This is a genomic window from Streptomyces coeruleoprunus (assembly GCF_039542925.1).
Classification (GTDB): domain Bacteria; phylum Actinomycetota; class Actinomycetes; order Streptomycetales; family Streptomycetaceae; genus Streptomyces; species Streptomyces coeruleoprunus.
The window spans coordinates 6,717,347-6,742,791 of the sequence record NZ_BAABIT010000001.1 but is presented as its reverse complement, the minus strand read 5'-3'; the positions used below and the strand labels follow the sequence as shown (position 1 = coordinate 6,742,791).

At 73.3% G+C, this 25,445-nt stretch carries 24 protein-coding genes and 1 tRNA gene; 15 read left to right on the top strand and 10 right to left on the bottom strand.

The window, feature by feature from the left end; all coding sequences use genetic code 11:
• Position 1: 1 nt before the first annotated feature.
• On the bottom strand, positions 2-1,975 hold the full coding sequence (locus tag ABEB09_RS30225; protein WP_345693086.1) for a protein kinase domain-containing protein: 1,974 nt from the start codon (positions 1,973-1,975) through the stop codon (positions 2-4).
• A gap of 220 nt (positions 1,976-2,195) precedes the next feature.
• On the opposite strand from ABEB09_RS30225, the gene ABEB09_RS30220 reads away from it, so the two are divergent.
• On the top strand, positions 2,196-2,789 hold the full coding sequence (locus ABEB09_RS30220; protein ID WP_345693085.1) for a TetR/AcrR family transcriptional regulator: 594 nt from the start codon (positions 2,196-2,198) through the stop codon (positions 2,787-2,789).
• A gap of 95 nt (positions 2,790-2,884) precedes the next feature.
• Here the strand turns inward: ABEB09_RS30220 and ABEB09_RS30215 are convergent, their stop codons facing one another.
• The 3 genes from ABEB09_RS30215 to ABEB09_RS30205 form a co-directional block, all read right to left on the bottom strand.
• Positions 2,885-4,471, bottom strand: coding sequence for a CBM35 domain-containing protein (locus ABEB09_RS30215; RefSeq protein ID WP_345693084.1), 1,587 nt, complete (start codon positions 4,469-4,471; stop codon positions 2,885-2,887).
• 544 nt (positions 4,472-5,015) lie between these two features.
• Positions 5,016-5,687 carry an alpha/beta fold hydrolase gene (locus ABEB09_RS30210; RefSeq protein ID WP_345693083.1) on the bottom strand — a complete coding sequence of 224 codons (672 nt, stop codon included), beginning with the start codon at positions 5,685-5,687 and terminating at the stop codon, positions 5,016-5,018.
• Positions 5,688-5,726: 39 nt separating this feature from the next.
• Positions 5,727-6,665: an NADP-dependent oxidoreductase gene (locus ABEB09_RS30205; protein WP_345693082.1), complete on the bottom strand. Its 939-nt coding sequence runs from the start codon at positions 6,663-6,665 to the stop codon at positions 5,727-5,729.
• Positions 6,666-6,918: 253 nt separating this feature from the next.
• Between ABEB09_RS30205 and ABEB09_RS30200 the strand changes: the two genes are divergently transcribed.
• Positions 6,919-8,454: a carboxylesterase/lipase family protein gene (locus ABEB09_RS30200; protein ID WP_345693081.1), complete on the top strand. Its 1,536-nt coding sequence runs from the start codon at positions 6,919-6,921 to the stop codon at positions 8,452-8,454.
• 66 nt (positions 8,455-8,520) lie between these two features.
• Here ABEB09_RS30200 and nadE read toward each other — a convergent pair whose 3' ends face one another.
• From nadE to ABEB09_RS30175, 5 genes are all read right to left on the bottom strand, one after another.
• A complete protein-coding gene (gene nadE, locus ABEB09_RS30195) occupies positions 8,521-9,369 on the bottom strand; it encodes an ammonia-dependent NAD(+) synthetase (RefSeq protein WP_345693080.1) in 849 nt (282 codons plus the stop codon).
• 150 nt (positions 9,370-9,519) lie between these two features.
• On the bottom strand, positions 9,520-10,392 hold the full coding sequence (locus ABEB09_RS30190; protein WP_345693079.1) for a hypothetical protein: 873 nt from the start codon (positions 10,390-10,392) through the stop codon (positions 9,520-9,522).
• The gene (locus tag ABEB09_RS30185) at positions 10,389-10,721 is read right to left on the bottom strand and encodes a hypothetical protein (protein ID WP_345693078.1); all 333 of its coding nucleotides are present in this window, start codon (positions 10,719-10,721) and stop codon (positions 10,389-10,391) included. Before ABEB09_RS30185 ends, ABEB09_RS30190 begins: the two co-directional genes overlap by 4 nt.
• 160 nt (positions 10,722-10,881) lie before the next feature.
• Positions 10,882-11,289: a VOC family protein gene (locus ABEB09_RS30180; protein WP_345693077.1), complete on the bottom strand. Its 408-nt coding sequence runs from the start codon at positions 11,287-11,289 to the stop codon at positions 10,882-10,884.
• Between the two features lie 73 nt (positions 11,290-11,362).
• Complete coding sequence (locus tag ABEB09_RS30175) at positions 11,363-11,836, bottom strand: carboxymuconolactone decarboxylase family protein (RefSeq protein WP_345693076.1); 474 nt, start codon at positions 11,834-11,836, stop codon at positions 11,363-11,365.
• Positions 11,837-12,001: 165 nt separating this feature from the next.
• Between ABEB09_RS30175 and ABEB09_RS30170 the strand changes: the two genes are divergently transcribed.
• The 5 genes from ABEB09_RS30170 to ABEB09_RS30150 all read left to right on the top strand — a co-directional run bounded on the left by ABEB09_RS30170 (position 12,002) and on the right by ABEB09_RS30150 (position 16,927).
• On the top strand, positions 12,002-12,574 hold the full coding sequence (locus ABEB09_RS30170) for a GNAT family N-acetyltransferase (protein WP_345693075.1): 573 nt from the start codon (positions 12,002-12,004) through the stop codon (positions 12,572-12,574).
• Positions 12,575-12,745: 171 nt separating this feature from the next.
• The gene (locus ABEB09_RS30165) at positions 12,746-13,195 is read left to right on the top strand and encodes a hypothetical protein (RefSeq protein WP_345693074.1); all 450 of its coding nucleotides are present in this window, start codon (positions 12,746-12,748) and stop codon (positions 13,193-13,195) included.
• Positions 13,196-13,233: 38 nt separating this feature from the next.
• A complete protein-coding gene (locus tag ABEB09_RS30160; protein WP_345693073.1) occupies positions 13,234-14,211 on the top strand; it encodes a hypothetical protein in 978 nt (325 codons plus the stop codon).
• Between the two features lie 298 nt (positions 14,212-14,509).
• A tRNA-Pro gene (locus ABEB09_RS30155) sits at positions 14,510-14,581 on the top strand.
• 3 nt (positions 14,582-14,584) lie between these two features.
• Entirely contained in the window at positions 14,585-16,927 is a 2,343-nt protein-coding gene (locus tag ABEB09_RS30150) for a hypothetical protein (protein ID WP_345693072.1), read from the top strand.
• 14 nt (positions 16,928-16,941) lie between these two features.
• Here the strand turns inward: ABEB09_RS30150 and ABEB09_RS30145 are convergent, their stop codons facing one another.
• The gene (locus ABEB09_RS30145; protein ID WP_345693071.1) at positions 16,942-17,451 is read right to left on the bottom strand and encodes a hypothetical protein; all 510 of its coding nucleotides are present in this window, start codon (positions 17,449-17,451) and stop codon (positions 16,942-16,944) included.
• A gap of 236 nt (positions 17,452-17,687) precedes the next feature.
• Here ABEB09_RS30145 and ABEB09_RS30140 point away from each other — a divergent pair, with 236 nt between their 5' ends.
• The 8 genes from ABEB09_RS30140 (at position 17,688) to ABEB09_RS30105 (ending at position 25,328) form a co-directional block, all read left to right on the top strand.
• Positions 17,688-18,356, top strand: coding sequence for a hypothetical protein (locus ABEB09_RS30140; RefSeq protein ID WP_345693070.1), 669 nt, complete (start codon positions 17,688-17,690; stop codon positions 18,354-18,356).
• A gap of 278 nt (positions 18,357-18,634) precedes the next feature.
• Complete coding sequence (locus ABEB09_RS30135) at positions 18,635-19,360, top strand: DUF2470 domain-containing protein (RefSeq protein WP_345693069.1); 726 nt, start codon at positions 18,635-18,637, stop codon at positions 19,358-19,360.
• 112 nt (positions 19,361-19,472) lie between these two features.
• Positions 19,473-20,192, top strand: coding sequence for a siderophore-interacting protein (locus ABEB09_RS30130; protein WP_345693068.1), 720 nt, complete (start codon positions 19,473-19,475; stop codon positions 20,190-20,192).
• 88 nt (positions 20,193-20,280) lie between these two features.
• Positions 20,281-20,964: an isochorismatase family protein gene (locus tag ABEB09_RS30125; protein WP_345693067.1), complete on the top strand. Its 684-nt coding sequence runs from the start codon at positions 20,281-20,283 to the stop codon at positions 20,962-20,964.
• 68 nt (positions 20,965-21,032) lie between these two features.
• On the top strand, positions 21,033-22,073 hold the full coding sequence (gene argC, locus ABEB09_RS30120) for an N-acetyl-gamma-glutamyl-phosphate reductase (protein ID WP_345693066.1): 1,041 nt from the start codon (positions 21,033-21,035) through the stop codon (positions 22,071-22,073).
• On the top strand, positions 22,070-23,224 hold the full coding sequence (gene argJ, locus ABEB09_RS30115; protein WP_345693065.1) for a bifunctional glutamate N-acetyltransferase/amino-acid acetyltransferase ArgJ: 1,155 nt from the start codon (positions 22,070-22,072) through the stop codon (positions 23,222-23,224). Before argC ends, argJ begins: the two co-directional genes overlap by 4 nt.
• Positions 23,225-23,241: 17 nt before the next feature.
• Positions 23,242-24,153 (top strand): acetylglutamate kinase, encoded by a 912-nt coding sequence (gene argB / locus ABEB09_RS30110; RefSeq protein WP_345693064.1) that lies wholly within the window; start codon positions 23,242-23,244, stop codon positions 24,151-24,153.
• Positions 24,150-25,328, top strand: a complete 1,179-nt coding sequence (locus ABEB09_RS30105) for an acetylornithine transaminase (protein ID WP_345693063.1) — start codon at positions 24,150-24,152, stop codon at positions 25,326-25,328. The genes argB and ABEB09_RS30105 overlap by 4 nt, the downstream gene beginning before the upstream one ends.
• The last annotated feature ends 117 nt before the right edge of the window (positions 25,329-25,445 follow it).

Here is a 25,445-nt window from a genome sequence, read left to right as displayed (position 1 = left end):
GCTATATCCGGGCCCAGCGCTGGGACGCCTTGCCGGACTCGCACGTCAGCGTGGCCACGCCCCCGCCGTACGCCAGGTCCAGGCAGCCTCCGTTGGAGACGCTTCTCAGCGTGCCGTCCGAGCTCTTGCGCCACAGCCGTGCCGCGTTGTTGTCACAGATCTCGACGAAGGTGGCCTGGCCCAGCATGTTGGCGCTCAGGCAGCCGCCGTTCTGCTCGTTGACGAGCCGGAAGCCGCCGCTCGACGAGGGGCTGATGGTCCATGAGGCGGTGGAGTCGGCGCAGTTCCCGGTGGACGCGGCGCTGTAGACGGTGGTCAGGCAGGCGCTGTTGCCGCCGTTGCGGTAGCGGTTGCTGCCGCTGGACGGGGGTGCCGTGGTGGCGCCTCCGCCCGACGAGCCGCCGGAGGTGGAGGCGGAGCCGGAACCCGATCCCGAACCCGATGCCGATCCCGAACCGGAACTCGATCCGGAGCCGGACGCCGAGCCGGAACCGGAACCCGGACCGGAGCCCGCAACCGATCCCCCCGTGGCGACGGAGCCGCCCGACCCGTCCGATCCGCCGAGGCCGCCCGTACCGCCTGCCCCGCCGTCCCCGCTCGCACCGGTCACGCCCTGCGCGGGTGGCTTCGCCCGTCCCTGTCCACCGGTCTGGCCGGGCGAGGCGGAGGGCCCTGTGCTCGGCTTCGCGGTGCCCGGCGTTCCCGGTGTCGATGCGGAGGCCGTGGGTTGCACCGGTGCGGAGGCGACGGTGGAAGGCGCGGCGTGGGCGCCGGACCTCGGGGCGGAGTACGGCAGCAGCTGGACGGCGGCGGCCCCGCCGACCGCGACCACGACGGGGACGACGGCCATCACCACGCGCGTACGGCGGCGGCGCTCCTCCTTCGGGGGCCGGGGCGGCGTCTCCGGGACCTGTGGCCCGGGACGGTCCGCACCGGGCGCCGCGGGTTCCCCGGGAAGCCCGGGCCCGGCAGGCGCCCCGGTCTGCGGCCGGGTGGCCGGTTCCTCCGCTTCCGTCGGGTCTCCTGCGGCCCCGGCCGGCTGGTCGAGCAGCTCCGCCGGAGGCACCGTCGCCGCGAACGCGGCACGCCGGGACAGCCGCTCGGTGACCGCGTCCGGCCACAGCGGCTGACGGGCCGGGCCGCACCCGGCGGCGAGCTCGGCCAGCTCCGCGGCCGTGGGGCGGCCCTCGTGGTCCTTGTCCAGGCACGAGGCGACGACCTCGGCGAGGTCGGCGTCCAACTCGCGCAGCGCCGTGAGGTCGGGTGCGTCGTGGACGATGCGGTACAGCAGCTCCAGGCCGGAGCCGTCGCCGAACGGCGGTCGACCGCACGCCGCGAAGGCGATCAGCGACCCCAGCGCGAACACGTCGGTCGCGCCGGACAACCGCCCTCCCGCCGTCGCCTGTTCGGGTGCCATGTAGGCGGGCGTGCCCACGACCATGCCCGTCTTGGTCAGCCGGCTCTGGTCGGCGGCGCGCGCGACGCCGAAGTCGATGAGGGTCGCGCCGTCGAGGGTGAGCATGACGTTGGAGGGCTTGAGGTCCCGGTGCACCATGTCCCGTGCGTGGACACCCGTCAGCGCCGTGGCCGCCTCGCGCAGCAGCAGCCACAGCGCGCCGGCCGGCAGGCCGCCGCGGTGCAGCTCGACCGCCTCGTGCAGGGTCAGGCCCGGGACGTACGCGGTGGCCAGCCACGGCGGGCGGGCGGCGCGGTCGCTGGCCAGCAGGGGCGCGGTGACGTCGGCGGGCAGCCGCGAGAGGTTGTCCAGCTCGTGCCCGAAGTGGCGCAGGAACGCCTCGTCCTCGGCGAGCAGTGGATGCACCTGCTTGACGGCGGCGTACCGCCCTTCGTGGACGCCGAGGAAGACCCGCCCCATGCCGCCCGAGCCGAGCCGGCCGATCAGCGGGATCGGCCCGATGCGCCGCGGGTCCTCCTCCTCCAGTGCTTCCGCCCCGCTGCCCCGCAGGTCAACCATGCCGCCCCGTCTCCCCGTTCACCGTCGTGCCCGCTCCCGGGCGTACCCTTGGTCAGGGCACGAGTCTGCTGCAGGGCGCCACAGAATTGGAAGAGTTTTCTAGAAACTACTCCGGAAAACGTCTACTGTGTGCGGACAGCCCCGCGGGCGGACGGCCCGATCCGCAGCACAGGGTGAACAGCACACGGGGTGAACAGCACATGACGAGGACCGCCGGCCGATGAGTCCCAAGCAGCAACGTGGCGAAGCGACCGCCGACCGGCTCCTGGACGCCGCCCTGAGCGTGTACGCGACGTCGGGCGAGCAGGGCCTGACCGTCAGCGCCGTGACCTCGGCCAGCGGGGTCAGCCTCGGCAGCCTCTACCACCACTTCGGCAGCATGGACGGCCTCGCCACCGCCCTGTTCACCCGCTGGAACGGACGGCTTCTGGACGAGCTGGTCACGGCGCTGACGCAGTCCCGGACCGCCCGTACGGGCATCCGTGCCCTGGTGCACGCGTATCTGCGCTTCATCCAGGAGCACCGGGCCGCCTCCTTCTTCCTGCACTCCTCCGACCCGGCGCGTCACATGATGCACGCGGGCCAGCAGGTGCGTGACCTCCAGAACGCGCGGCTCGTCGAGATCGCCGCCTGGCTGGAACCGCGTATCCGCTCCGGCGAGATCGCGCCGCTCCCGGGCCCGCTGATCGAGGCGCTGGTCATGGGGCCCGTCGTCGCGACCGCACGCCGCTGGCTGTCGGGCATCGACGACCAGGACCTCGACGAGGCCGCCCGTATCCTGCCCGAGCGGATCTGGCGCTCGCTGGAGCCCTGACCCCGCATGCGCGCCGGCCCACCCGGAGGAACCGGATGGGCCGGAGCCGCTGTTCGGTGGCGACGGTGTCGCCTACGGCGTCACGACGGTCTCGCCTACGGCGTCACGACCGTGCCGCCGAAGGTGACGACGAGGCGGCCGTCACCGGCGAAGGACCAGTTCAGGGCGCCGGTGTACGAGGAGCACCGGGAGCCGTTGGAGCCCAGCCAGAACTGGTTCGAGCCGTCGGCGTCGCCGACGATCCGGTCGTTGGTCCCGCTACCGCTGCGGCACGAGACGTTGTTGCGGAACACCGAGGTGCCGGCGTCGAACGAGAAGTTGCGCTGGGCGTTGTTGACGCTGACGTTGTCCGACACCGTCATCGTGCCGGGGTTGCTGTTGTAGGTGAACCCGTGCTTGCCGTTGTTGTGGGCGATGCTGCGGCGGACGACGTGGTTGACGCCGATGTCCTCGCCGCCGAGCTTGTAGCCGTTGCGGTCACCGTTGGCGTTCACGGTGCCGTCGCTGAGGGTGCCGTTGGTGTGGGCGAGGGAGTCCTCGATCGTCACCGGGCCGATGGCGCCGGTGTCGGGCTTGGTGTAGAGGTCCCAGCCGTCGTCGATGTTGTGGTGGGCCACGGCGTACCGGAAGACGTTCCCGGGACCGACGGTGAGCTTCGCGGCGAAGCCGTCGGCGTCCTCGCCGTCGGAGTCGGCGTTGTCGTGCGACTCGGCGCTGAGGATCAGGTTGTTGGACGGCCACTGGTCGCGCGGGGTGGTGGAGGCCATCCGCGAGAGCTGGAGCCCCGTGTCGCGGTTGAAGCGGGTCACCGTACGCTCGATGACGTTGTTGCTGCCGCCGACGAAGATGCCGTTGTCACCGGCCCGTTCGACGACGAGGCCGCGGACGTGCCAGTAGTCGGCGTTCAGGGCGAGCCCGCGGTTCGAGGTGGCCTCGGCCATGGCCGAGAAGTTCAGGACCGGGGTCTCGCCCGGGTAGGCGAACAGCTCCGTGCGGTCGGCGGACGTGCCGTTCCTGCCCGCCGGGATGGTGATCGTCTGCGTGTGGCGGTAGGTCCCGCCGCGCAGGTAGATCGTGCCGCCCGGGGTGATCCGGCTGATCGCCGAGGTGAGCGTGGTCGGGTCGGCCTCCGTGCCGGCCGCGCTGTCGGTGCCGCTCGGCGCCACGTACAGCGCGGGGCCCGTCGGCGCCGGGGTGCCGGTGCCGCCCGTGTCGGCGTCGAGGCAGTCGATGTTCGGCAGGCCGTCGGCCGTGGTGGGGCTCAGCCGGACGGTGTTGCTGCCCGCCCGCACCGGCACGGTGAGCGTCTTCGTCGTCCACGCCGCCCATGTGCCGGTGCTCTCGAACGACGCCGACGCGGCCGCCGAGCCGTTCACCGTGACACTCGCGGGCCGTGCGGCGGTGGTCCCGTTGGCGAACCGGACCACCAGCGTCGCGGTACCGGCCTGCGGGGCGTCCACCGTGAACTGGACCGCCGCGCCCACGGCGTTCCGCCCGTTGCAGAAACCCGTTCCGGAGTAGCCGGCGTGGTTCGTGTCGATGGCGCCGTCGCAGGTCGCGGGGGCGCGCTCGGCCTCGTACCGGGTCGCCGCGGCCGTCGCCGTGACGGCGGGCAGCGCCACGACCGCGCCGACCGTCAGGGCGGCGCACGCCAGTAACGACAGCGGTGTTCTCGCATTCATCGGATGTCCTCGTCCTTCTCTGTGGTCACCTGTGGGTCAGGCAGGGCGGTGCGGCTCTCGACACACGAGATGGAAAGCGCTTGCTACGCTAAGGAGAGCGCCATGGGCACGTCAATAGGCGGGACTCGAACGAATATCCGCGGCGGCCGCCGCCGCGCGTTCAGTACTCGTACACGTGCGACGGCGTCCGTACGACCCGCGTCGACCGGCCGGCGGGCGACGGCGCGGGCGCCGCGGAGCGGCCGCCGGGTCGGCGAGGGCCGGTGGCGGTACGGGAAGAGGTGCGGCCGGGCGGGGTCACGTCCTCGCGACCGGTACGGCCCCGCACAGGGGTCCACGTGACTGAATCCCGCGCCCACCGTCGGACCGGAGGACAGGCGCGGAGGGCGGGTCCGACTCGTTCGTGCCGCCAGGAGTCATGACGGGGACGCAGACCCGAAGGTCGGGCGAGGAGGCCCGAAGGGTGGACGAGGAGGCCGGCGAGGAGGCCCGAAGGGCCGGCGAGGAGGCCGTTCGGCGGCGGTCCCGCCGAACGGCCGTGGTGTCATTCGGCGGCGGCCAGCAGGATCTTGAGCAGTTCCTCGGGCGCGTCCCCCATCACGTTGTGGCCGGATTCGAGGGCGTGCACCTGCCATGACGGATCGTCGAGGAGCCGCTCGTAGAGCGACGTGAACGGGGACTCGCCGTCCCATCCGGTCGCGTAGACGTAGTCCCTGCGACGGACGTGCTCCAGCCGGCCGTTCAGGCGGAGCGACTGGAGGAGCGAGGCCAGCGGATGCGGCGTGGCGCGGGGGTCGAAGAACGGCAGCGGCGCGCTGGCGTAGCCGGTCGCGCCCACACCGTCGAGGTACCACCGCCGTTCGCGGTCGGTGACGAGCGACCAGCAGGAGTCGCCGTCCTCCGGCACCACGGCGTCGACGTGGACGAGCCCGGACACCCGGTCGGGGGCGCGGTCGGCGGCGCCGGTGATCACCATGCCGCCGTAGCTGTGTCCGACCAGTACGGCGTCGGTGATCTGCTGGTCCGTCAGAACATTGACCACGTCCTCGATGTGGGTGTCGAGGTTGACCGATCCACTGAGCAGGTGCTTGCGGTCCCCGACCCCGGTGAGGGTCAGCGGGAAGGCCTGGTGGCCGTGGTCGCGCAGCCGGCGTGCCAGAGGCTCGAAGCACCAGGCGCCGTGCCAGGCGCCGGGTACGAGGACGAAGGTGGTCATACGGGCTCCCTGAGCGGTGTTCGGTGGCGGCGGGCGCGGTCAGTCGGCCACCGAGAGGACGATCTTGCCGCTGGTGCGGCCGCCCGCGGCGAGTTCGTGGGCCTTGGCCGCCTCTTCGAGCGGCAGCACGGTGGCGATCTCGGGGCGCAGCCGGCCCGTTTCGACCAGGGAGGCGATCTCCCGCATACCGACCTGGTCCGCCTCCACGATCATGAAGGCGGCGCGACGGCCGAGCGCACGCGCCTCGGCGGCCAGGTACGCCTCGGCCGGCGAGGCGAGCGAGACCAGGAAGCCGCCTTCGCGCAACGTGCGCAGCGAGCGCGGTCCGTACTCGCCGCCGATGGTGTCGAGCACCACGTCGACCGGCTCGACGGCGGTGGTGAAGTCGGCCCGCGTGTAGTCGACCAGTTCGTCGGCGCCGAGGCCGCGCAGGAAGTCGTGCTTGCCGGCGCGAGCGGTGCCGACGACGTGGGCGCCGCGGGCCTTGGCGATCTGGACGGCGAGGTGGCCGACGCCGCCGGCCGCCGCATGGACGAGCACCCGCTGCCCAGCGTCGAGGCCGGCGGTGTCCACGAGCGCCTGCCAGGCCGTCAGCGCGGCGAGCGGCAGGGCGGCGGCCTCGATGTGGGTCAGGCCGGCGGGCTTGCGCACCAGGTGCCGGGCCGGCGAGGTCACGTATTCGGCGTACGTACCCGCCGGGAGCGGGTGGCGGGGCAGACCGAAGACCTCGTCACCGGGCTCCAGCGTGGTCACCCCGGGCCCGACGGCCTCCACCACACCGGAGACGTCCCAGCCGAGCCGCACCGGCGCGGCGCCACCCGCCAGCCCTCCGGTCGCCCGGTGCCAGGCGTCGGTCGGGTTGACGGCGGCCGCGTGCACCCGGACCAGCACCTCGGCCGGGCCCGGCTCCGGACGGTCCGCCTCGATCAGCCTCAGCACCTCGGGCCCGCCGAACACGTCCTGGCCGATCGCGCGCATCCCCAGTCCCCCTGTTGCTCCGGTCGGCCACTCCCCCGGCGGGCCGGCCACACGAGCACAAGGCTTCCTCATCTGTCACACCGCCGGCGAGCGGCACGGAGGCCAAGAATGGAAAGGATCTTGCCATGTGCCGCGTCGCCGCCCCCTGGCCGTCGCCCGCTCGGCGGAGGCCGTCCCGCAATGCGTGGGTTTCCCGATCGACAGGACCGCGCGGAGGCCGCGCCACTGCCCGAGGTGAGCGAGACTGCACGGCATGAGTAAACGATCTTGTGCGAGTGGAACGGTCTTCCGGACGGCGAGCGGCCATGCGCGGGGCAAGGAGGTGGCCGACGGGGTCGTCGCCGTGCTCGGAGTTCCGTACGCGGCCCCGCCCTTCGGCGTCCGGCGGTTCCGGGAGCCGCAGTCCGTGCCGGCCTGGGACGGGGTCCGCGACTGTACGGCCTTCGGCCCGGTCGCCCCGCAGTCGGCGGAGCTTCCCGGCGCGCCCGTGTGGCGGCCCGGCGACGAGGACGTCCTCACGGTCAACGTGTGGACGCCCGAGCCCGCCGACGGCGCCGGCCTGCCGGTCTTCTTCTGGATCCACGGCGGCGCCAACACCATGGGGTCCTCCGCCCAGCCCGACTTCGACGGGGCGACCCTGGCCCGCGCCGGACTCGTCGTGGTCAGCTGCAACTTCCGGCTGGGCTTCGAGGGCTACGGCCACGTGCCCGGGTTTCCGGACAACCGCGGGCTGCTCGACCAGGCCGCCGCACTGCGCTGGGTTCGGGAGAACATCGCGGCCTTCGGCGGCGACCCCGGCAACGTGACCGTGGCCGGGCACTCGTCGGGCGGCAGCGCGGTCGTCTGTCTGATGGCCATGGAGCAGGCGCGGGGGCTGTTCCGGCGGGCCGTCGCCCACAGCGTGCCGCACGTCCTCCACTCGGTCGCGGTCGCGGCGGCGGTCACCGGGCGGATCGCGGCCGAGGCCGGCGTCGCCCCCACCGCGGAAGGGCTGCTGTCCGTGCCGCCCGAGGAGCTGGTCGCCGCCTCCGACAAGGCCGCCGCACGCTGCGCCGCGGATCCGGTGACCCCGATCCACGCCTACGCCCCGGTGATCTTCCAGCCGGTCGTCGACGGCGAGGTACTGCCCACCGCCCCGCTGAGCGCGCTCGCCCGCGGGACCGCGCGGGACGTGGACCTGCTGGTGTGCCACGCGGTGGAGGAACAGTGGTTCCTCCACACTGTGGGAGCCGTACGGGAGGTCACCACCGAGGCCGCTCTCGCGGAGTTCGCCGAGGCCCTGAGGCTCCCCGCCGCCGTGGTCGACGGCTACGCCGGGCTGATGCCGGACGCCCCGGTCCTCGACCGCTACCTCGCGCTCTTCGGTGACGCGCAGTTCGGCGAGTACACCACCAGGCTCGCCGAGCACCACGCGCGCGGCGGCGGCCGGGCCCACCTGGCCCGCTTCGCCCGCAGACGTGAAGGGGCCCGGCCCTGGCACACCGCGGACGTCCCCTTCGCCTTCGGCAACCTGGACGCCGCCGGCGCGGACTTCCTCATCGGAGGGGATCCCGACGACCACGACCGCGCCCTGTCCCGCCGCATGCTCGGCGCCTGGGCCGACTTCGCGGCCACGGGTGACCCGGGCTGGCCCGCGGTCACCGCCGACAGGACCCCGGTCAAGTCCTGGGCCCGCCCCGGCGACCGGCTGGCCTACGACGATCCGTCCGGTCCCCGTGCCCTGTGGCAGGAGGTCCACTACGGCGTGCTGCACCCCCGGCAGGCGCCGCACGGGACGCCCGGCGCCTGACCCCTGCCCGGTTGACGGCGGTGGCCCGGGTGCCGACCCGGCCACCGCCGCTCACGACGCGCTCGCTCAGTCGGTGAGGGGCTCGGGGGCGATCGGCAGCTGCCGCTTGTGCTCGGTGAGCCGGTAGCGGCGGACGATGGCCGTGTACGCGGACTCGTCGACCGGCTTGCCCTCCAGGAAGTCGTCGATGTCGTCGTACGTGACGCCGAGCGCCTCCTCGTCGGGCTTGCCCGGGTCCAGGGTCTCCAGGTCCGCGGTCGGGGTCTTCCACACCAGCGAGGCGGGTGCGCCCAGGGCCTGTGCCACGGCCCGTACACGCCGCTTGGTGAGGCCGGTGAGCGGAACCACATCGGCCGCGCCGTCACCGAACTTGGTGAAGAAGCCGGAGACCGCCTCGGCGGCGTGGTCGGTGCCCACCACCAGACCGTCGTGCGCGCCCGCCACCGCGTACTGGGCGACCATGCGCTGCCGGGCCTTGATGTTGCCGTGCACGAAGTCCTGGTGGTGCGCGTCGCGGAACACCGTGCCGCCGGCCAGCACCGTCTCCAGCGCGGCGTCACTGGCGGGCTTCACGTCGACCGTCAGGACCTGGTCGGCCCGGATGAACTCCAGCGCCAGCTGCGCGTCCTTCTCGTCGGCCTGGGTGCCGTACGGCAGCCGCATCGCGTAGAACGTCGCCTCCCGCCCGGCGGCACGGACCCGCTCGACGGCGAGCTGGCACAGCCGGCCCGTGGTCGTGGAGTCCACGCCGCCGCTGATGCCCAGCACCAGCGAGCGCAGGCCCGTCGACGTCAGCCGGCCGGCGAGGAAGGCCACCCGGCGCTCGATCTCCTGCTCCGCGTCGAAGGACTCGCTCACCGCGAGTTCCCGGGCGATCTCCTGCTGCAGGGAAAGGGACGACGCCAGGTCGGTCACGGTTGCTCCTCCGTCGGGCCCGAAGGCAGGGGGTCGGCACGCGCCGCCGGGCCGGGGGCACAGGCGGCGTACAGGGGACGGCAGCACTCTAGAGGACGGCCACGAAGCCCTGACCGGCGCATCCGCCGCGGCGGCCGCCGCTCGCCTCCCTCAGCGACGGGCACCGCGCCGGACGCCGGGGGTCAGTTCGATGCGTGTCGTCTCGTTCTCGCGGAAGATGTAGACGGAGTCCCTTGTCCGGTCCCATCCGACGGGGACGACGTAGTAGCGGTCGCCGCGCTGGACGAGGAGCCGCAGGCCGCTGTAGCGGTACCGGAGATGCGCGCCTGCACCGAGGTCCTCGGCCTTGAGGGCGGGAGGGCCGGTCAGGCTCAGGCGCTCCGTGCTGAACACCACGACGCCGGGCCACCGGACGACACGGGCGGCGGCCTGCTTCGCCTCGCGGTCGCCGAGCTGGGCGGCGAGGAGCGTGACGGCGAGGAGGAGGAACGCGAGGGCGGCGAACAGCGGCACCGCCCTGTCGGCCGGCCGCTGCCCCCTGCCCCGCAGGGCCGCCCCGCTCTGCCCGATGAGGAGACCGGCGGCCACGGTGGCGGGGGCCATCCAGTACGGCCGGACGCTCGGCCACAGGAGGAAGAGCACCAGTCCCGCCGCGACCACCACCCAGTACTGGCGTGCCATCGCACCCCACACGGCCGAAGCTCTGCGGCGGACGCGGCTGGTCACCGGCAGGCGCCGGACGAACTGGGGAACGCTCATCAGGAGCAGCAGGGACACGACGGCGATGAGAACCGGGCGGGACAGGATCTGCAGACTCTCGACGACATAGTCGGAGAAGCCGAAGCCCAGGGAGGAGGGCGACAGGTGGAAGTTGCTGTAGTAGCGGCTGGTGTAGATGAGGCCGACGTAGAACATCAGCGCGGCGATGAAGGACGCCTCGGCGATGACGAATTTCAGGATCGACGTGGCGCCGGCGCCGGCACCGGGCTCTGGGTCCGGCCGCCTTCGCGCCGGGCGTCTCACGACGGGGCGCCGCCCGGCCCAGTGATGCCGTTCGACGGAACGCCGTCGGGTTCCTCGTCAGGCGTGACCCCGCCGTCGGTCGGAGGCGGGGGCGGGGGCGGTACGTACGGGTCGCCTCCGCCGTCCGTGGGCGCCGGCGGCTCGCCGGGCTCTTCCGGCTCCTCGGGGGCGGCGGTCGTCGGGGGCTCATCGGTCTGCTCTGTGGTCAACGGCGTCGACGGGCTGGGGGACGGCTCGTCCCCGCCGTCGCCGCCGTTGCAGGCGGCCAGCCCCAGGCAACAGGCCAGCAGCACACCGACCGCCTTCGTACGGCGGAGCACATGGCGCATACGCTTTCCTCCCGGTGTCGCCACAGAGAGTAACCAGCCCCTTCCCCGCGCAGCCGGGCATGCCTCGCCCGGAGCCGCCCCGAATCGCCTGGACGGCGCAAGCGCGGCCCACCCCGCGCCGCACGAGCGGTGCGCGGTGCGACCGTGTTCAGCTCGCGGCTCACCCCGGAGTCCCGCCCGGGCGGTTCAGCTGGATGAGGTCCCAGCGGTTGCCGTACAGGTCCTGGAAGACGGCGACGGTGCCGTACGGCTCCTGGCGGGGGGCTTCTTCGAAGGCGACGCCGGCCGCCCGCATCCGTTCGTAGTCGCGGTCGAACGCGTCGGTGTTCAGGAACCAGCCGACCCGGCCGCCGGTCTGGTCGCCGACACGGGCCTCCTGGTCACCGGTCGCGGCCCTGGCCAGGAGCAGCGCCGTTTCCCGCGCTCCCGGGGGAGCGACGACCACCCACCGCTTGTCGTCGTCGATCCGGGTGTCCTCCAGGAGCTCGAACCCGAGGGCATCCCGATAGAAAGCGATGGCTTCGTCGTAGTCGCGCACGACAAGGGTCACCAGTCCGAGATGAGTCATCCGATGATGATGCCCCTCGGCCGGCCGCGAGGGCCGGGAGGTTCGCTCGTCCCGGCCCCGCGGCGGCCCCTCCCTATCCGAACTGGCCCGGCCGGTAGTCGCCGGCGGGCTGCCGGATCAGGACGTTCATGCGGTTGAAGGCGTTGATGACGGCGATCAGGGACACCAGCGCGGCGAGTTGCTCCTCGTCGTAGTGCTTGGCGGCATTCGTCCACGCCTCGTCCGTGACACCGCCGGCCGCGTCCGCGATACGCGTGCCCTGCTCCGTCAGCTCCAGCGCGGCGCGTTCGGCCTCGGTGAAGACCGTGGCCTCGCGCCACGCCGCGACCAGGTGCAGACGCACCGACGACTCACCGGCGGCGGCGGCCTCCTTGGTGTGCATGTCGGTGCAGAAGCCGCACCCGTTGATCTGACTCGCCCGGATCTTCACCAGCTCCTGCGTCGCGGCGGGCAGCGTCGAGTTCGTGACCACCTGGCCCGCGGAGACGATGTGCTTCAGGAACCGGCCCGCGGTCGGGCTGGCGAAGACGTTCAAGCGTGCGTCCATCGTGGACTCCTCAGCTCCGTTGTCGGCGGTGACACCCCTCTGACGGAACCGCTCGGCACGACGTGACGGCGGCGAGTGTGACCTGCGTCTCCCCCGCCCCCGGCCGGGAGCCGCCACGGCGAAAAACCGTTGCGGGCCGCGGCGGCCGCACACGATCCTCCCGGCATGGACCTTCCCCAGCAGGTGATCGAGGTGGGCGAGCTCACGCTGCGCCGTTTCGACGGCGAGGCGGACCTTCCGGAGTTCTTCCGGGTCATCGAGGAGTCGCTGGAGCATCTGCGCCCGTGGATGCCGTGGGTCGCCGAGCACAGCCGGGAGCAGACCGCGGACTTCCTGGCCTGCCGCTCCGAGCGCTGGGCGGACGGGCGGGAGTTCTCGTACGCGATCGTGCTGGACGGGGCGATCGCCGGTGCCTGCGGACTGTACCGGCACGACGACACCCCGGACGACAGCTTGGAGATCGGCTACTGGCTGCACCCCGCCGCCACAGGGCGCGGGGTGGCCACGCGGGCCGCCCGCGCCCTGGTCGACCAGGCCTTCCGGCTCCCCGGCGTCGCCTCCGTGGAGGTCGTCCACGACGCGGCCAACCGCGCCAGTGCCGCCGTCCCCGCCCGGCTCGGCTTCGTCGAGCACCGCCGCCGCCCGGACGAGCGCCTGGCCCCGGCGGAGACCGGCGAGGTCCAGGTCTGGCGGCTCACCCGTCGTCAGGCGGAGGCCCTGGCGGCCGCCGGGGCCTGAAGGGAACGGGGCCCTCTCTTCCCGCAGGCGCCCCGCGCCCGGCCGCGACCGGCGATTCAAGGTCTGCCCAAGGTTCCGTGCAAAGCCCGCCGCGCACTGTGGTCCCGCACCACACGACGCGATCGGCCGCTCCCGCGGCCGGTACCGCACGGAAGCGAAGGAGTCCGTACAGTGCGCACACTTCAGAGGATGGCCGCCGGGGCGGTAGGGGCCGGCATGGTGGCGAGCACCCTGGTCGCGGTCACCGCCACACCTGCCCAGGCCGCCGACACCTGGTGTTCGGCCGCCCGGGACTACAAGGTGGTGGCTCCGAACGAGGAGTCGCGGCCGGTCGACGGGCGGAGGATCGCCGTCCGTTACTACAACAACCACGTCTTCAGCGTGATCTACGGGGGCCGGTCGGGCGACCGCGTCTCCATGGGCTGGAACTACCGGGGCAACGACACGTCGTACTGGTGCGGCGCGTACGGCGGCAGCTGGCCCGCCTGGTCGACGGTCCCCAGCGGCAAGACGTCGGCGTTCACCGCGGCCGTGCCGCTGTCCAGCGTCAACTGGGTCTTCGCCCGCGGGCGGTTGCTGAACAACATCACCAACTACGACACCGGCAGGCTCTACCCGTGATGCGGCGGTAGGACTCCACCACGTACTTGGGGGCTCTCATGACACCGCGTACGAAGCGGCTGTTCGCGGCCGTGTGCCTGCTGTCGGCGCTGACGACCGCCTGCGGACCGGCCGGCGCGCCCCGGGAGACCGGCAGGGACGGCGGCAGCGGGCCGGCGGCGTCGCCGGTGCCGCGTCCACGGTCGGCGGCGGATTTCGTCGTACCGCTGCAGCGTTACGAACTGACCTCGCGGCAGTACGCGCAGGTGCAGCGGGCGCGTATGGCGGCCGTCCGGCAGTGCATGCGGCGCTACGGCATCACCCTGGCCACCCCGGCCATCCGGGAGGTCCGCCGGCCGCACGTGCCCGCACTGGTGGGCTGGCTCGGCGACCGGAACCCGTCCCGGTACGGATACCGGGGCCCGGCCGGTTTCCAGGCGGACCGGTACGCGTCCGCCGCCCGGGGAGGGACGAAGGCGCTCTTCGTGCCGGACAGGTACGGCGGTGTCTACGAGGGGTCGGCCGGCGTGTTCGCCGGCCGGCCCGTGCCGCCGGGCGGTTGCCACGGCGAGGTGATGCGCCGGCTCGACCAGTCCGGTGAGGCGTTCCGCGCCGCACTGGAGGACCGGGCGATCGTCCCCTGGAAGGCGCTGGCCGACATCGAAGGGGAGGCGGCCCGGAGGGTGGCGTCGGACCACCGCTACCGGCAGGCCGAACAGCACTGGCGCGCCTGCATGAAGCGGTCCGGCCACCCGTACGCCACGCCGGCCGACGCCGAAGGGGATCCGCGGTGGGCCGGTTCCGTGTCCGTCACGGAGGAGGAGCCCGAACGGCCCGTCAGCCGGGCGGAGATCGCGGTCGCGGTCGCCGACGAGAGCTGCCGCGAGGAGGTGAACCTGCCCGGCGTGGCCCTGGCCCTGCACATCGCGTACCAGAAGGAGGCGATCGACGCGGACGCCACGAGGCTCGACCGGGTCAAGAGGCTTCTCGACGTGCAGCTCGGGAACAGCGCCGACATCCTGGGCGCGGCCTCGTGACCCGGCTCGGGCCCCTGCGGCGCGGTCCGGGTGGTGCGGCGTGAGGGCGAGGACGCCGGTGCCGCGGACCGGGGTTGCCGGGGTCGGCCCGAGTGGCTTGCGGTCCCCACCGGTGACCGGGCCGGAGTCATGATCCGGGACAGCCGGCAGGTGGCCAGGGCCCTCGGCCGATCATCCGTGGAGAGAGGGGCACGAGCACACGGTCCCCTGCCCGGGCCCCCTTGTCGGCGAGGCAGGTCCCGCACGGGACGCAAATGAGTTGAGGGCTTCCGCCCGTGGCCTCTAGCGTCGGCGCCATCGACGTGTAGCTCAGCAGGAGAGCGCCGGGCTCGGGACCCGGAGGGCGCAGGGGCGGAACCTGCCACGTCGGCTTATGGATGACAACGCTGAGCAGCAGCTTCTCACCGTCAACCCTGCCTATGCGGCCGGGCAGTTGGCCAGGGCACTCGCCACGGCCCGCACCCATGGGGACGACGCGACCCGCGACCGTGCCGAGGGCCGGGCCGCCCGCTGGCGCCAGGTCCTCGCGGGGATCGCCGACGGGCGTCTGACGATCGGCTCGCGCACGCCCGTCGCGGGCCTTCCCGCCTGGGTCACCCCCGAGGTCGTCCAGGGCGGCTTCGCCACCGGCGCGCCGAGCGCCGGCGGGCCGCTGCTGCCGTACGAGAGGGAGGCGGCGCGGCGCGCCGGGGTGCCGGCCGAGCGGGGGGCGCTGTTCGCCCACTTCCTGTCCGAGCGGGGTCTCGCCGAACTGTGGGACCTCCTGGACAGCGGCTGCTACGAGGTGACGCTGCCCGAGGAGGCCGCGCTGCTGACCGTGGCGTGGCTGGTGCGCGCCGGAGAGCTGGAGGAGGCGGGCGGGCTCGTACGGGAACTGGAGCCGTTCGCCGGCCGTTTGCGGTTCGCGCCGCGTACCGCCCCGGCGGCCGGGCCGGACAGCGCGGCCGTGCACCGGTCCACCGTCGCGGACGTGGACGAGGCTCTGGCGCTGCGGCGGCCGCACCGGGCGGTGGAGGCCCAGCGGGAGGCGCTGACGGTCTGGGCGCCGTTCGGTGACGACCTGCTCGTCCACTGGCTGGCGACCGCCGGACCCGACGGCGACCGTGTGCTGGAGCGCGTCCCGGACGACGCCTGGCACGCACGGGGCACCGCGCTCCTGGGGCGCTACCGGCAGCTCGCCGAGGCGCACACGCTCTGCGGCAAGCACCGGGATCCCAAGGGCAACTTGGGGATCCTGCGCGGCGCGCTGGCGGAGGTCGTGGCGGACCGCCCGCTGGACGCCCGACGGCTCGGGCTGCTGCGGCACGCCGTCGCCTCCATGGTCCGGCGGCGCGGCGTGCCCGGCTCCGCGCCGCACACCGCGCTGCGCCGGAAGCAGGCGGAGCAGGTGGCCGGGGCGTCGCACCAGGCCATGGCCGGGCTGGTCCGGCGGCGGCTGGCCGATCTGCCGCGCCACACGGGCGTGTCCGACCTGGCCCCGCTCCTCGCCCCGGTCACAACCCAGGAGCACGCCGCGACCGGCCTGCCCGCCGGGGCGGCGGTGCCGGCGGCGATCCGGCGGGTGGTCGAGTCGGCGCTCAGCGCGTCCGTCGGGACACTCGTGGAGCGCGGTGTCGTCCCGTCGGCCGAGGTGCTGGCCGCGCTGGTGCCGCAGCTGGTCGGGGCGACGACCGCCCGCGCGTACGCCGATCCGGCGCTGCGGCGGCTGATGACCGCGCACTACCGGGCGTTCCGCAACCGCCGTTCGCTGCTGCTGCTCGACCTGGAGCGGCAGGTCCGGGTGGAGGAACTGCCATGGGTGGCGGCCGTGGCCGGGCAGCGCTGTGCGGAGGCGGGCCGCGACGCGGCGCACACGCTGCTCCGGGAGCTGGGTGAGCTGGCCGTGCGGAGCTTCCCGGGCACGCTTCTGCCCAATCCGCTGGTCCGCGAGCTGTCGGTGCTCGTCCGGCAGGCCGATCTGCGGGCCCCGATGGTGGAGGAGCTGGCGGCGGACATCTTCATGGGCACGTTCAGCCCGAAGTTCCTCACCGCGGCGCGTGTGGCGGCGGAGCTGCTCTCCGGGTCGCTGTACGAGCGGTACTACGGCATCGACTACGCCGCCGTGCGGAACCTCGCGATCATCGAGGCGAGCGAGGCGCTGGGCCGGTCGTCCGGGGCCCGTACGTCGCCCGGGTTCGCCCGGCTGTGCGCGGAGCGGGCGGGCGAGTCGACGCGTTCGTGGTCGGTGGCGGCGAACGGCAAGGTGGTGGAGCAGGCGCAGATCCTCACCACGCACAACCTGGCGAGCCTGGTCCACCGGGTGGGAATCTCCCCTTCCTGCGGCTGGGCGGAGCTCGCTCGGCTCTGTTTCGTGACGGTGTGCCGGCTGACGGCCCGTGCGCACCGGCAGCCGTACGCCCTGCCGACGATCAAGGACGCGGCGTACGCCTGGCGGCAGATGCTGTTCCACCTGTCGCTGTGCACGCCGGACGAGCAGGTGGCCGTACGGGCCGCCATGGACGAGGAGCTGGGCCGTCACCCCGCGCGCGTCGGGTCCGCCCTGGCGCCGGCGCTGGCGGGGCTGGACCTGGTCGCCGCGGGCGGCTCCTTCGACCGGGACGGTACGGCGGACGGGGGCAGGGCCCGCCGGTTCCTCGGCTGGACGACCGGCGGGCACTGGCTGCAGCCGCGGGGAGCGGGGCGCTCCGGCGGAGGCTGCTCCTGCTCCTGCTCGTGAAGGACCGTGGCCGGTCAGCCGATGCGCAGGCGCTCGCCCGGCGCAGGGACATCGGGCGGGACGTAGCCGTCGCCGTCCTTGGGGTCGCCCGCGTGCAGGCCGTGACGGAGCTGGTCGGGCAGGACGACGACGCGGGCCGTGCGGGACAGGGCCGGATCGGTACTGGGGCCGATCCACAAGTCGGTGTCCTCCACCGGTGATTCTCCGGGCACCTCGTGCACGGCGATGGTGGCGCACAACAGTACGGCGTTCGCCGAGTCGATGGCGCACACCGCGAGTTCCACCATGGTTTCCGGCAGGGGCTCGGTCCTGGTCGTGCGGTAGGTGACGTGCACCGCGTCGCCCCTGTCGGGGACCTGCGGGTGCGGACCGACCTTCCATCCCGTGATCTTCACGGTCAGTGGGTACGTCCTGTCACCGCGCACCACGGTGACTTCGGCCGCCGCGGGTCCGGGTTCCGTCTCGGTGTCGCCGCTCGGGCCGATGCAGCCGGCCAGGACGACAGCCGCCGCACCGGTGGCCATCGCCCTCCACGCCGGGCCGCCGGCACGCCGCCCACTTCGCACTCGCTCGCCTCCGTCGTCGCGCTGCCCGCCCTACGAATGATCAGGACGGTGTCCGAACAGGAGCGGTTCCGGGCGGGCTCGTCGCCGGGCAGAGGCGACGGGGACGGGTGTCGCCGCGCCGTCTCACCGTTGGCCCGGTCCTCCACGGTTTCGCTACCCTTCGCCCACTGCACGTTCACAGCCAGGGGGCCACCGTGCGTCACCGCATCCTCGCCGCCGTCGCCGTACTCTTCACCGCGACGGCGTGCGCCGCCCCGCCCGGGACGCAGGCCGACCGGAAACCTCCGGCAACGGTGAGGCAGGCAACTCCCGCCCCCGCGCCCACTCCGAGCCCGAGGACAACGCCGGCCGGGCCCGAGCTCACGCCCATCACCATCGACGGCTGGCGCTACGGGTATGCCTGGCGGGGGCTCGCCACGGATGTCAACGGCTCCGGGGGCCAGTACGACAAGCCCGGCGAGGTGCACGTCACCCTGACCGTGGAGATGGCCGCCACCGACGACCGCCGCCCTGAGATCCCTTCTCCGAACAGCCTGTGGGTGGGCCACAATTACGGTTTCGGCTTCTTCGTCGACCCGTCGAAGTTCCCCGATTGCCTGCCGCTTGACGGGGTGGGCCTGTGCGAGCTGTCCTCCGGCCCGTTCCACGCCGGCTGCGAGGAGCTGCGCAACGACGGCGACGGCACCAATTTTCCCCCGGGCGGCAGACTGATCATGAGCTGCCGAATCGACGCTTCGTTCCCCGAATCGGTGAAGCCGGGCGATTTCAAGGTCGGCGTCCACTACGACGAATGCTGTGAGTCGGACGCGGAGCACCGAGTATGGCTGCCGTTCCAGGATGTGCCCGTACCGCATCAGGCGTGAAGACGGGGACTGACGGGCAGCACCGCGACGCCCGCACCCTGGGCCACTGCCAGGTGCGGACGGTTCGGGTGCATGGCCACGACGGGCGTCGGCACCGAGCAGCAGTCCGCCGGCCAACTGCCGCCCCTCGCCTCGGTGGGCGCGTGTGAGTAAGGTTAGGCTTGCCTTACTAAATCAGGAGGCGTGCCGCGGCCGCGGTGGAGCGGGCCCACACGGGCGTTCCGCGTCGGTCGGCCGTCGGAGGCGTACCGATGCAACCTCTCACCGTTGGAGTCCCGTTGAGCACCGCAGACGAGAGCATCCAGTCCGAACCGACCGCCGCGGTGCGGGTCCGTTCGGTGCTCGCCCGTGCCGTCTCGCTGTCCCTCACCACGGAGGGGCGGGCGTACGACCTGATCGGTATGCACTCGGTGAGCCGGAGGGGGCGGATCGCGCTCCACCCGCCGACCGACAGCCCCCTCGGCGCCCAGGTCGCGCACGCGCCGCGCGGCAGTCTCGCCGCTCTGCTGGAGTTCACGGACATCGCGCCGACAGCGGTCCGCGACCGTGTACGGGCCCGGGTCACGGTCGCCGGCTGGCTGGCGCCGGACGGTCGCGGCGGGGGCACGTCCCTGCGCGTCGACATCGCGCACGTCACCCTGCGCACCGCGGCCGGTTCCGTGGAGGTGGGACTCGACGAGCTGACCCTCGCGGAACCGGATCCCCTCGCGGTCGAGGAAGCGGCGATGCTGACCCATCTCGCCGACGCCCACGAGGACATGGTGGCCGGCCTGGTCGCCCTGGCCGGGCACCGGGTACCGCCGGGCTTCACCCGTGTCGTACCGCTGGCCCTGGACCGCCACGGCATCACCCTGCGCTGCGAATACCCCGGCAGCCGGTGCGACGTGCGCCTGCTGTTCCCGGAACCCGCCGAGGACGCCACGGCGGCAGGCGAGCGGATTCGTCGCTTTCTCGCCATTCCCGGGACTGGCGCCCGCCATCGGCGATCCTCTTCCCGGCCCTGAGCACGCGCTTCAGTGACGTGCGCGGCGGCGGTGCGGGCGTCCCTCTTTCCCCGCACCCCGCAGATCCATTTAGATTAGGCTTACCTAATCATCGCGACCCGAGGGGGATGCCGTGGGACACGGCTGGCAGGGTGCCGTCCTCAAGCTCATGCGGGCCAAGGACTTCACCCTCACCGTCACGTCGAACGAGCGAGTCTCCGACAGGCTCCACCGCCTCTCCTTCTCCGACGGCGGGATGCTCCGCGCCACCGGAGTCCACCCGACGATGTGGGTGCGCCTGTGGTTCGACAACGGCGGCCGGCCCCACCAACGGGCGTACACCCTCGTCGAGCCGGACCCGACGGACGGGACGTTCCGTATGGACTTCGCGCTGCACTCCGGCCGCGCCAGCGACTGGGCCCGCGCCGCACGCCCGGGCGACACCATCGAGGCGACGGTGCAGGGTTCGGAGTTCGCCCTGCCCGATCCCCTGCCGTCGCGGCTGCTCGTCGTCGGTGACGCCGCGTCCCGGCCCGCCATCGACTCGCTGCTCGCGTCCATGCCGCTCACGCCGGCCACGATCTGGTACGAGACGTCGCACGCCTTCGACGGCGACCACGCTCCGCGGGGCGGGGCTCCGGGCCGCGAGGTCATCCAGGTGCCGCGTCGCGACCAGGGCGCCCATCTGATCAAGACCGTTCGGGCCGCCCTCCCGGAGCGCGTGGACGACGCCTCCTACCTCTGGATCGCCTGTGACACGGCGACCACCCGGTCCCTCGCCTCCTACGCGCGCAGGCAGCTCGGCGTGCCGAAGGAGCGGCTGCACGCCCTCGGCTACTGGCGGGCCGCCTGACCGAACAGCCGCACGGAAGTTTAGGTTAGGCTTAGCTAAGTTCCACGGCGGTGTGCGGCACGTGGGGATTCTCCGGGGAGGGACAGTCATGGGCTTGCCGGCCATCGAGTCGTATCCGATGCCCGAACGCTCGGCGCTCCCCGCATCCTGCGCGTCGTGGACCGTCGATCCGGACCGGTGCGCACTCCTCGTGCACGACATGCAGAATCATTTCGTCCGGGCCTTCCGGCCCGGCCTCCCGCCCGTCGTGGACCTGGTCCGCAACATCGCCGCCCTGCGCGAACTCGCCGGAACGCTCGGCATGCCCGTGGTGTTCAGCGCCGAGCCCGCCGCCCAGGAGCCGGGCCGGCGTGGGCTCGCGGCCGACGTCTGGGGGCCCGGCATCGGGAACGAGCCGGACGCCGCCGCCATCGTCGACCCGCTGGTGCCGCGCCCCGGCGAACACCTGCTGGCGAACGTCCGCCAGAACGCCTTCCTGCGGAGCCATCTCGGCAGGCTGCTGCGCCTGGAGAACCGGGACCAGCTGATCATCTGCGGCGTCTACGCGCACCTCGGCGTCCTGTTGACCGCCGCCGACGCCTTCATGAACGACATCCAGCCGTTCGTCGTGGCGGACGCCGTCGCCGACTTCTCCGCCGAGGAGCACGCCATGGCCCTGCGCTGGGCGGCCCGCAGCGGCGTCGTCTGCACGACCGACACGCTGCTGCGCGACCTGCTGCTCCACAGGGTGCCGAAAGAGGCGAAGTCCGCCGGAGAGGCGAGGGGCTCCTGACGCTCGTGACGCTCCTGCGAGCCCTCCCATCCCGAACACCCCCACGTATCAGAAGAGACGGAACGAACATGACCGTACGGGTCGCTGTGGCCGGTGCCAGTGGCTACGCGGGCGGCGAACTCCTGCGCCTCCTGGCCTCCCATCCGGGGGTGGAGATCGGCGCCGTCACGGCCCACAGCAGCGCGGGACGCCGGCTCGGCGAGGTGCAGCCGCACCTGGCGGCGCTCGCGGACCGGACGCTGGAGCCGACCTCGGCCGACGTGCTGCGCGGACACGACGCGGTGTTCCTCGCCCTGCCCCACGGCGAGTCGGCTCCGCTCGCGCGCCGCCTGGGGGACGAGACGCTCGTCGTGGACTGCGGCGCCGACTTCCGGCTGGTCGACGCCTCGGCGTGGACGCGCTTCTACGGCTCGCCGCACGCGGGGACGTGGCCGTACGGGCTGCCGGAACTGCCCGGGGCGCGGGACGAGTTGCGGGGCGCCGGCCGGATCGCCGTGCCCGGCTGCTACCCGACCGCGGTCACCCTGGCCCTGATGCCCGCGTACGCCGCCCGCCTGGTCGAGCCGGACGCCGTGATCGTCGCGGCCAGCGGCACGTCGGGGGCCGGCCGGGCGGTGAAGCCGCACCTGCTCGGCTCCGAGGTGATGGGCTCCATGAGCCCGTACGGCGTGGGCGGAGGCCACCGGCACACCCCCGAGCTGACGCAGAACCTGTCGCGGGTGGCGGGCGAGCGGGTCACCGTGTCGTTCACGCCGACCCTGGCCCCCATGCCCCGCGGCATCCTCGCCACCTGCTCGGCCCGGCTGCGTCCCGCGTTCTCCGGTGAGGACGCCGCCGACCGCGTACGTGCCGCGTTCGAGGAGGCGTACGCGGACGAGCCGTTCGTCCGGCTGCTGCCGGCCGGCCAGTGGCCGTCCACCGGCTCGGTCGTCGGCTCCAACACGGCCCAGGTACAGGTGGCCGTGGACCGGGACGCCGGGCGTCTCGTCTGTGTGAGCGCCATCGACAACCTGGTGAAGGGCACCGCCGGTGGCGCGGTGCAGTGCATGAACGTCGCCCTCGGCCTGCCGGAGTGGCTGGGCCTGCCCACGAATGGAGTGGCTCCGTGACCGTGACCGCTGCCCAAGGGTTCCTTGCGAGCGGTGTCGCCGCCGGCATCAAGGAATCCGGCGCTCCCGATCTCGCCCTGGTCGTCAACCGGGGCCCGTCCCGCGCCGCCGCGGGCGTGTTCACCTCCAACCGCGTCCAGGCCGCTCCGGTGCGCTGGTCCCGCCGGGCCCTCGCGGACGGCGCGCTGTCGGCGGTCGTCCTCAACTCGGGTGGCGCGAACGCGTGCACCGGCCCCGCCGGTGCCGAGGACGCCCGCCTCATGGCGGAGCACACGGCCCGCGCGATCGGGGTGGCCGACCCGCACGAGGTCGCGGTGTGCTCCACGGGGCTCATCGGCGTCCCCCTCCCCATGGGCGCGGTCACGGCGGGCATCGACGCCGCGGCGCGGCGGCTGGCGAGGAGCGGCGGCGAGGACGCGGCCGTGGCGATCAAGACGACGGACACCGTGCACAAGACCTCGGTGGCGACCGGGTCCGGATGGGTCGTGGGAGGAATGGCCAAGGGCGCGGGCATGCTCGCGCCCGGCCTGGCCACCATGCTGGTGGTCCTCACCACCGACGCGGACGTACCGGCGGCGGACCTCGACCGGGCCCTGCGCGGCGCGGTGCGCACCACCTTCGACCGGGTGGACTCCGACGGGTGCATGTCCACGAACGACACGGTGCTGCTCCTCGCGTCCGGGGCCTCCGGGATCACCCCCGGCGAGGCCGAGTTCGCCGACGCGGTGCACGCCGTGTGCCGCGACCTGGCACGCCAGCTGGTCGCGGACGCCGAGGGCGCGTCCAAGGAGATCGAGGTGCAGGTCGTCGGGGCGGCGTCCGAGGCGGACGCCGTCACGGTCGGAAGGTCGGTGGCGCGCAACAACCTCCTCAAGTGCGCGCTGCACGGCGAGGATCCCAACTGGGGGCGCGTGCTGTCGGCGATCGGCACCACGGACGCCGTGTTCGACCCGGACCTGCTGGACGTGGCGATCAACGACGTGTGGGTCTGCCGCGACGGCGCGGCCGGTGAGTCCCGCGACAAGGTGGACATGTCGGGCCGCCGGATCACGGTCACCGTCGACCTCCGTGCCGGCGACGAGTCGGCGGTGATCTGGACCAACGACCTCACCGCCGAGTACGTCCACGAGAACAGCGCCTACAGCTCATGAGCGGAGAGGGAAGAGGGATGGGGACACCCGTCGACCAGGAGGTGACCGCGGCCGATCTGCTCGCGGGAGACCTGCCGTGGCTGGAGGAGCTCCAGGGCCGGACGGTCGTCGTGAAGTTCGGCGGCAACGCGATGGTGGATCCGTCGCTCCACCGGACCTTCGCGCAGGACGTGGTGGAGCTGTGGCATGCCGGTCTGCGCCCCGTCGTCGTGCACGGCGGCGGACCCCAGATCAGCGCGATGCTGGACCGGCTGGACCTGGAGGTCCGCTTCGAGGCGGGCCTGCGGGTGACCACCCCGGAGACCATGGACGTGGTCCGCATGGTGCTGACGGGCCAGGTGCAGCGCGAACTGGTCGGTGCCATCAACGCGCACGGCCCGTTCGCCGTGGGCCTGTCCGGTGAGGACGCGCACACCATGACGGCCGTGCGCCGCCCGGCCTGGGTGGACGGGCAACCCGTGGACATCGGCCTGGTCGGCGACATCGTGTCCGTGGACGCCGAGACCGTGCGGGCGCTGCTGGAGCAGGGCCGTATCCCCGTGGTCTCACCGATCGCCCGCGGCACGGACGGGGAGGTCTACAACGTGAACGCCGACCTCGCCGCCTCCGCGCTGGCCGTGGCGCTGGGCGCGGAGCGCCTCGTGATGCTGACGGACGTGGAGGGGCTGTACGCGGACTGGCCGCACAGCACCGAGGTGATCGAACGCCTCACGGCCACGGAACTGGACGGGCTGCTCCCGGACCTGGCGAGCGGGATGCTGCCCAAGATGGAGGGCTGCCTGCGGGCGGTCCGCTCCGGCGTGGCTCGGGCGCACGTGCTCGACGGGCGCGTTCCGCACGCGGTGCTGCGGGGCGTGTTCGGCGACAGGAGTCCGGGCACGACCGTCGTGCCCGACACCGTGCCGGTGGGCGAGGGGGCCGTCGTATGACGACCGACGGAACCGCACCGCTCACCGACCGCTGGCGAGCGGTGATGATGGACACCTACGGCACTCCCCCGCTGGCCCTGGTCCGCGGTGCCGGCCGCACGGCCTGGGACGAGGCGGGCCGTGCGTACACCGACTTCACCGGGGGGATCGCGGTCACCACCCTGGGGCACGCGCACCCGGCCGTCGTGGAGGCCGTCAGCGCTCAGGTGGCCCGTCTGGGACATGTGTCGAACCTGTTCGTCTCGGAGCCCGGCGTCGCCCTCGCGGAGCGGCTGCTGGACCTCTTCGGCCGGGACGGCAGGGTGTTCTTCGCCAACTCCGGTACGGAGGCGGTCGAGGCCGCGTTCAAGATCGCCCGCCGGACCGGGCGCACCCACGTGGTCGCCGCCGAGAGCGGCTTCCACGGGCGCACGATGGGCGCCCTGGCCCTGACCGGGCAGCCCCCGAAGCGCGATCCCTTCCTGCCGCTTCCCGGCGACGTGACGCACGTGCCGTACGGGGACGTCGAGGCCCTGCGTGCCGCGGTCGGCGAGGAGACGGCGGCCGTCTTCCTGGAACCGGTACAGGGCGAGGCGGGCGTGGTGCCGGCCCCGGACGGATATCTGCGGGCGGCGCGGGAGATCACCCGGGCCACGGGGACCCTGCTGGTGCTGGACGAGGTGCAGACCGGCATCGGACGTACGGGCCACTGGTTCGCGCACCAGTCGGCGCCCGGCGTGGAACCCGATGTCGTGACGCTCGCGAAGGGCCTGGGCGGTGGCCTGCCGATCGGCGCCACCGTGGCGTTCGGTGCCGCGGCCGGCCTGCTGGGCCCCGGGCACCACGGCTCCACCTTCGGGGGCAACCCCGTGTCCTGCGCGGCGGGGCTCGCGGTCCTGCGGACCCTTGAGGCGGAAGGCCTGCTTCCGGAGGTCGTCCGGAAGGGCGACGCGCTGCGCCGTGGCATCGAGGACCTGAGGCATCCCCTGGTGCGCGAGGTGCGGGGTGCCGGACTCCTCCTGGGAGTGGCGCTCACCGCGCCGGTGGCGGCCCGGGTGCAGCGGTCCGCTCAGGAAGCGGGGTTCCTGGTGAACGCGGCCGGCGCGTCGACCGTGCGGCTGGCACCCGCCCTGACGGTCACGGACGAGGAGATCGCCGGTCTGGTGAAGGAGTTGCCGGGCATCCTGGACGGTTGATGCCGGCGTACCGCTGGAACGGAAAGGGCCCGAGCCGGGATGGCTCGGGCCCCTTGCGTGGGGTGGCGGGCGGTCGCTGCCGTGCCGCGGCCGGCGGTCGCTTCCGTGCCGTGACGA